At 65.6% G+C, this 6,702-nt stretch carries 6 protein-coding genes; 4 read left to right on the forward strand and 2 right to left on the reverse strand.

From position 1 onward, the window contains the following. Positions 1-9 precede the first annotated feature (9 nt). A complete protein-coding gene (purM, locus tag QJT78_RS19510; protein ID WP_028147765.1) occupies positions 10-1,083 on the reverse strand; it encodes a phosphoribosylformylglycinamidine cyclo-ligase in 1,074 nt (357 codons plus the stop codon). Between the two features lie 154 nt (positions 1,084-1,237). Here purM and QJT78_RS19515 point away from each other — a divergent pair, with 154 nt between their 5' ends. The 4 genes from QJT78_RS19515 (at position 1,238) to ppx (ending at position 6,425) form a co-directional block, all read left to right on the forward strand. Further along, positions 1,238-1,780 (forward strand): CDP-alcohol phosphatidyltransferase family protein, encoded by a 543-nt coding sequence (locus QJT78_RS19515; protein ID WP_028147764.1) that lies wholly within the window; start codon positions 1,238-1,240, stop codon positions 1,778-1,780. 112 nt (positions 1,781-1,892) lie between these two features. Beyond that, complete coding sequence (locus QJT78_RS19520) at positions 1,893-2,570, forward strand: DnaA/Hda family protein (RefSeq protein WP_028147763.1); 678 nt, start codon at positions 1,893-1,895, stop codon at positions 2,568-2,570. Positions 2,571-2,714: 144 nt separating this feature from the next. After that, entirely contained in the window at positions 2,715-4,907 is a 2,193-nt protein-coding gene (locus QJT78_RS19525) for an RNA degradosome polyphosphate kinase (protein ID WP_028147762.1), read from the forward strand. 15 nt (positions 4,908-4,922) lie between these two features. Then, positions 4,923-6,425: an exopolyphosphatase gene (gene ppx / locus QJT78_RS19530; protein WP_028147761.1), complete on the forward strand. Its 1,503-nt coding sequence runs from the start codon at positions 4,923-4,925 to the stop codon at positions 6,423-6,425. Here ppx and QJT78_RS19535 read toward each other — a convergent pair. Then, the coding region (locus QJT78_RS19535) for a PepSY-associated TM helix domain-containing protein (RefSeq protein WP_281460278.1) at positions 6,422-6,702 on the reverse strand (281 nt) is incomplete at its 5' end. The genes ppx and QJT78_RS19535 overlap by 4 nt on opposite strands.

A 6,702-nucleotide genomic window follows, 5' to 3' on the forward strand; every position in this document is an offset into this window, starting at 1 on the left:
CGCCGGTCATCACAGTGCCAGGTCGAGGTGGCCGTTATAGACGACGCGGTGCTCGCCCTCGGCCGGGATCACGCTACCGAGCTGCGCCACCGTCTCACCGGCATCGCTGAAGACCTGCGCGACCTGATCGACCTTGTCGGGCTCGACGATCGCGATCATGCCGATGCCGCAGTTGAAGGTGCGCAGCATCTCGAGCTCGGCGATACCGGCTTGAGCAGCCAGCCATTTGAACACCGGCAACACCGGCAGGCGCGCCAGATCGATACCGACGCCGAGATCTTTCGGCAGGACGCGCGGAATGTTGTCGGTGAAACCGCCTCCGGTGATGTGGGCGAGCCCCTTCACCGCGCCGGTCTCGCGGATCGCACGCAGGCAGGATTTGACGTAGAGCCGCGTCGGCGTCAGCAGCGCGCCGCCGAGCGTCATGACCGGCGCGAACGGGGCCGGCGCCTCGAAGCTGAGGCCGGACTGCTCGACGATCTTGCGCACCAGCGAGAAGCCGTTGGAGTGCACGCCGGACGAGGCAAGGCCGATCACGGCATCGCCCGCGGCGATGTCCTTGCGCGGCAACAGGGTACCGCGCTCGGCGGCGCCGACGGCAAAGCCGCCGAGGTCGTAATCACCGTCCTTGTAGAGGCCGGGCATCTCGGCGGTCTCGCCCCCGATCAGGGCGCAGCCGGATTCGCGGCAGCCTTCGGCGACCCCCGCGACGATCGCCGCGGTCGCCTCCGGATCGAGCTTGCCGCAGGCGAAATAGTCCAGGAAGAACAATGGCTCGGCGCCCTGCACCACGAGGTCATTGACGCTCATGGCGACGAGGTCGATGCCGATACCGCCATGCAGGCCGGTTTCGATCGCGATCTTGACCTTGGTTCCGACGCCGTCGGTGGCGGCGACCAGGACGGGATCCTTGAAACCGGCCGCCTTGAGGTCGAACAGGCCGCCGAATCCGCCGATCTCGGCGTCGGCGCCGGGCCGCGCGGTGGCGCGCACCATCGGCTTGATCAGATCGACCAGGCGGTTGCCCGCGTCGATATCGACGCCTGAATCGGCGTAAGTGAGGCCGTTTTTGCGGTCGGTCATGCCCGATTTCCAGTGGGTTTGCGGCTGGTTACGTCGAATTCCGGGGACGCGCAATGGCAAGCGTGGCGCCCCGCCCTATACTATGTAGATATCAACCGGTTCAGCCCTCAAACGGGCCGGATTCGAGGTCAGGCCGGGTGCCAGGAAGCGCCGCGTGAGTATTCCGAATATCATTACCCTGGGCCGCATCATGCTGGTCCCAATCATCGTCTGGGCCATCGTGTCGAGCCAAATGGAGGTTGCGTTCGCCGTCTTCCTCATTGCCGGCGTCAGCGACGCGGTCGACGGTTTCCTCGCCAAGCGCTTCAACATGACGAGCGAGCTCGGCGCCCTGCTCGATCCGCTCGCGGACAAGGCGCTGCTGGTCTCGATCTATCTGGCGCTGGGGATCTGGGGCGACATCCCGCGCTGGATCGTGATCCTGGTGGTGTCGCGGGACATCATGATCGTCGCCGCCGTGATCGTGTCCTGGCTGTTCGACAAGCCGGTCGAGATGAAGCCGTCGAAGGTGTCGAAGCTCAACACCGCCGCCCAGGTGTCCTATGCGGCGCTGGTGCTGGCCTCCCTCGCCTTCGGCTTCAAACCGGCGCCCTATGATATGATCCTGATGGGCCTCGTCACGGTCTTCACGCTCTCGTCCGTGTCGCTCTATCTCGTCGAGTGGCTGCGGCACATGAGTACGATCGAAGCCAAGTAGCACGCTCGAGGCCAAGTGAGCCGGGATGCGGCCCCGCAAAAGGCCAACTCCCGCTCGATGAAGTCGAATCTCTTCAAACGAAGCCGGCGTGCCGGCACGGAGCACAGCAAGCGTGGCAGGCCGCGTTCATCCCCGACAATTGGCATTCTTGCTTCCGCACGCGGAAAGCCTTAGCCGGGATAATTTCCTCGAAGGCCCCGCCAACGAAGCCGGTCTTGCCCTCATCGATGCCTGGCCTGAATGGCCGAACCGGATCATGTGGCTGGCCGGCCCGGAAGGAAGCGGCAAGAGCCATCTCGCCGCGATCTGGGCCGAGGCTTCCGGCGCCCGCTCGACCACAGCCAATGGGCTGACCGCCGAAAACGTCCCGGGCGCGCTCGCCACCGGCGCGCTGGTGGTCGAGGACCTCAGGGCAAAACAGTTCGACGAGCGGGCCCTGTTTCATCTGATGAACCTCGCCCGCGAGGATGGGGCCTACCTGCTCTTCACCGGCCGCGAGGTACCGGCGTCGATCGACATCGAGCTGCGCGACCTGCGCTCGCGGCTGCGCGCGGTGCCTGTGATCTCGCTGCTGCCTCCCGACGACCAGCTCTTCCGCGGCCTGATCGTCAAGTTCTGCACCGATCGCCAGCTCACCGTGGATGAGAGCGTGGTCAGCTACCTCGCCACCCGCCTGGAGCGGTCCTCGGCGGCCGCACGGGAGGCCGTGCAGCTGCTCGACAGCGAGGCCCTGCGCCTCGGTCGCCCCGTCACACGGGCGCTGGCCGCCGAGCTGCTTCGGGACGCCTGACCCTTCCACCCCGGCTCCAAGGCCGCTTGACGCGGCGCGGCGGCGGAACATCAATGTCATCGAAACGTCATCGGACTAACACATGCTCCCGCCGGTTTTGCGCATAAGTCGCAAATTGGGGCGAACTGGATGGATCGACTTCTGATGGACTCTGCGCAAGCTGTTGAAATTAAAGAAAAAGCCCCGGAGACCGAGGGCCTGCCGGCGATCGCCTCAAGTCCCGAGCGCTTCATCAATCGCGAGCTCTCCTGGCTGCACTTCAACCGCCGCGTCCTGGAAGAAGCGGTCAATCCCAGCCACCCCATGCTGGAGCGGGTGCGATTCCTGTCGATTTCAGCGAATAACCTCGACGAGTTCTTCATGGTTCGCGTCGCCGGCATCAAGGCCCAGGTGCGCGAAGGCATTGCCGAGCGCGCTCCCGATGGCCTGACGCCGTCCGAGCAGCTCGCGCTGATCAACCGGACCGTCTCACAGCTCGCCTCCGACCAGCAGGCGATCTGGCGCGACCTGCGCAGCACGCTGGCCGACGTCGGCATCGCACTGGTCGACGGCAAGGACGTCACCAAGGCGGAACGGACCTGGATCGAGGACTACTTCCTCAACAACGTGTTCCCGCTGCTGACCCCGCTCGCGATCGATCCTGCCCACCCCTTCCCGTTCATTCCGAGCCTCGGCTTCACCATCGCGCTCCAGCTCACGCGCGCCGCCGACGGCAAGCAGATGAACGCTCTGATCCGCATGCCTGGCAAGATCGACCGCTTCATCCGGTTGCCGGCCGAGGGCAAGGTCGTCCGGCTGATCTCGCTCGAGCAGGCGACCGGGCTGTTCATCAACCGCCTGTTCCCCGGCTACAATCTCCACGGCCAGGGCGCCTTCCGCATCATCCGCGACTCCGAGCTCGAAATCGAGGAAGAGGCCGAAGACCTCGTCCGCCTGTTCGAGACCGCACTGAAGCGCCGCCGCCGCGGGTCGGTGATCCGGCTCGAGATCGACGCCAAGATGCCGGAGGAGCTGCGCAGCTTCGTACAGCACGCGCTGTCGGCCGCCGACGACGAGGTGTTCCTGGTCGACGGCGTGCTCGCCATGAACGAACTCTCGCAGCTCACCCGCCTCGACCGTCCCGATCTCGAATTCACCCCTTACGTGCCGCGCCATCCCGAGCGCGTGCGCGAGCATGGCGGCGACATCTTTGCCGCGATCCGGCAGAAGGACCTCGTCGTCCATCATCCCTACGAATCCTTCGACGTGGTGGTGCAGTTCCTGCAGCAGGCCGCCCGCGATCCCGATGTCGTCGCGATCAAGCAGACGCTCTACCGCACCTCCAACAATTCGCCGATCGTGCGCACGCTGGCGGAAGCCGCCGAAGCCGGCAAGTCCGTCACCGCGCTGATCGAATTGAAGGCGCGCTTCGACGAGGAGGCCAACATCCGCTGGGCCCGCGACCTCGAACGCGCCGGCGTGCAGGTCGTCTATGGCTTCCTCGAACTGAAGACGCACGCGAAGCTCTCGATGGTGGTGCGCCGCGAGGGCGGCGGCCTCACCACTTACGTCCACACCGGCACCGGCAATTATCACCCCGTCACCGCGCGCATCTACACCGACCTCTCCTACTTCACCTCGGATCCGACCATCGGCCGCGACGCCGCGCGCGTGTTCAACTTCATCACCGGTTATGCCGCGCCGAGCGATCTGGAAAAGATGGCGGTGTCGCCGCTGACGTTGCGCAAGCGCATCATCGAGCACATCCAGGGCGAGACCGCGCATGCGCGGCATGGCCGACCCGGCGCGGTCTGGATGAAGATGAATGCGCTGGTCGACCCCGACATCATCGACGCGCTCTACGAGGCCTCACAAGCCGGCGTCCAGGTCGAGCTCGTCGTGCGCGGCATCTGCTGCCTCAGGCCCGGCATTCCAGGCCTGTCGGAGAACATCCGCGTCAAGTCGATCATCGGGCGCTTTCTGGAACACGGCCGAATCTACTGCTTCGGCATGGGCCAGGGCCTGCCGAGCGCGAAAGCGGCTGTGTATATCTCCTCGGCCGACATGATGCCGCGCAACCTCGACCGCCGCGTCGAGGTGCTGTGTCCGCTGCAAAATCCCACGGTGCATCAGCAGGTTCTCGAACAGATCATGGTCGCGAATCTGAAGGACAATGAGCAGAGCTGGCAATTGTTGCCGGACGGGTCCTCGACGCGTATGAAGACCGCGAAGGGCGAGGAGCCTTTCAACGTCCACAACTACTTCATGACAAATCCGAGTCTATCTGGCCGTGGAAAGTCGCTCAAGGAATCCTCGCCGCGCCGTCTCACGCGCCGTAATGAACGTCATCAGTCTTGATCCGGGATCGAGGACGTGAAGCGGCCGCGTAAGCGCGGCTCGAGCGTCGCGGTCATCGATATCGGTTCCAACTCGGTCCGTCTCGTCGTCTACGAGGGACTGACGCGGAGCCTCATTCCGATCTTCAACGAGAAGACGCTGTGTGGCCTCGGGCGCGAGGTGCAGAGCACGGGCCTGCTTGCGCCCGATGCTGTCGACAAGGCGCTGACCTCGCTGAAGCGGTTCCGGGCCCTGTGCCGCGTCATGCAGGTCGGTCGCGTGTTTGCGATTGCAACAGCAGCCTGCCGTGACGCCTCCAACGGCCCCGACTTCATCGCGAAAGCCGAGCGCATCTGCGCCGTGAAGATCGAGATCCTGTCAGGCCCGCGCGAGGCGCGGCTGTCGGCGCTCGGCGTGATCTCCGGCATCCATCATCCCGACGGCATCGTCGGCGATCTCGGCGGCGGCTCGCTCGAGCTGATCGACGTGCGCAAGAACAGCGTGCGCAGCGGCGTGACGTTGCCGCTCGGCGGCCTCGCGCTCCAGGACCTCGCGCACAAATCGCTCAAGCGCGCCGACCGCATCGTGCGCGAGGAGCTCGACGAGGTGCCGCAGCTCACCGCCGGCCGCGGCCGCGCCTTCTACGCCGTCGGCGGCACCTGGCGCGCGCTGGCGCGCATCCACATCATCCAGAGCGGCTATCCGCTCCAGGTGATGCACGGCTACTCCATTTCCGCAGCTGAAGCGCTCGACTTTTCGCGTCGTCTCCGCCGGCTTGCGGCCGCCGACATGCTGGCCGACATCGAGATCGTCGCGGATGCCAGGCGCCCGCTCCTCACCTATGCGGCGCTGGTGCTCGAGCACATCATCCGCGTGGCGAAACCCAAGTCCATCGTGTTCTCGACCTTCGGCGTGCGCGAGGGCCTCTTGCACGAGAAGCTGTCGGAATCCGAGCGCAACAAGGACGGGCTGATCTGCGCCGCGGAAGAGCTCAATCAGCTGCTGTCGCGTTCGGCAAAGCACGCCCGCGAGCTGATCGCCTGGACCGACCGCCTCGCGCGCGTGGTGAAGCTGCGCGAGACCGAGGAGGACCGCCGCTTGCGCCACACCGCGTGCCTGCTCTCCGACATCGGCTGGCGCGTGCATCCCGACCATCGCGGCGAGCAGACGCTGAGCCTCGTCGTCAACGGCAATTTCGGCGCAATCACCCACACCGAGCGCGCCTTCGTCGGCCTGTCCGTGTTCTACCGCTATGCCGGCCTGAGCGAGGAGAACCAGCCGCCGGTGACCATGCAGGAGCTGCTGACACCGGCCCAGCTCGAACGCGCCCGTCTGCTGGGCGCGGCGTTCCGCGTCGCCCATCTGATCTCGGCGGCACGCCCGGGTGTGCTGCCGGCCACGCATTTCCGGAGCCAGGGCCGCAATCTGATGCTGGTGTTCGAGCACCGGCTCGTCGACCTCGTCGCCGACCGCGTCGGCAGCCGCTTCCGCGCCCTCGCCCGCCTGATCGGCCGCTCCGGCTCGATCGTGCGGCGCTAGGCTCGCCAGCCGGTCTTGATCCTCGCTGGACGCTTCTTGAGCCACATGATCGCGCCGCTGATGAACAGGGCGAGAGGTGCGAAGCCGGCTGCGAACACCAACAGGCGTCCGATCAGTCCGAACGCCGCACCGTTATGGATCCAGAGCTGTTCGGCCAGATAGCGATCAGAGCTGGCCCCGCAAATTCGGACAGTAGCTTGAGTGGATTTTCTGCCTGACAGCGGCGAGGATTCTTGCTGCGAATCAGGAGCGAAGATGACGAAGAAGAGCCGCCGGA

This window comes from Bradyrhizobium sp. Mp27 (genome assembly GCF_029953005.1).
GTDB classification, from domain to species: domain Bacteria; phylum Pseudomonadota; class Alphaproteobacteria; order Rhizobiales; family Xanthobacteraceae; genus Bradyrhizobium; species Bradyrhizobium barranii.

What these genes read in the sequence shown, in the direction of transcription:
- purM (WP_028147765.1), bottom strand. Translation starts at nt 1,083, where the DNA reads ATGACCGACCGCAAAAACGGCCTCACTTACGCCGATTCAGGCGTCGAT.
- QJT78_RS19525 (WP_028147762.1), top strand. Translation starts at nt 2,715, where the DNA reads ATGGACTCTGCGCAAGCTGTTGAAATTAAAGAAAAAGCCCCGGAGACC.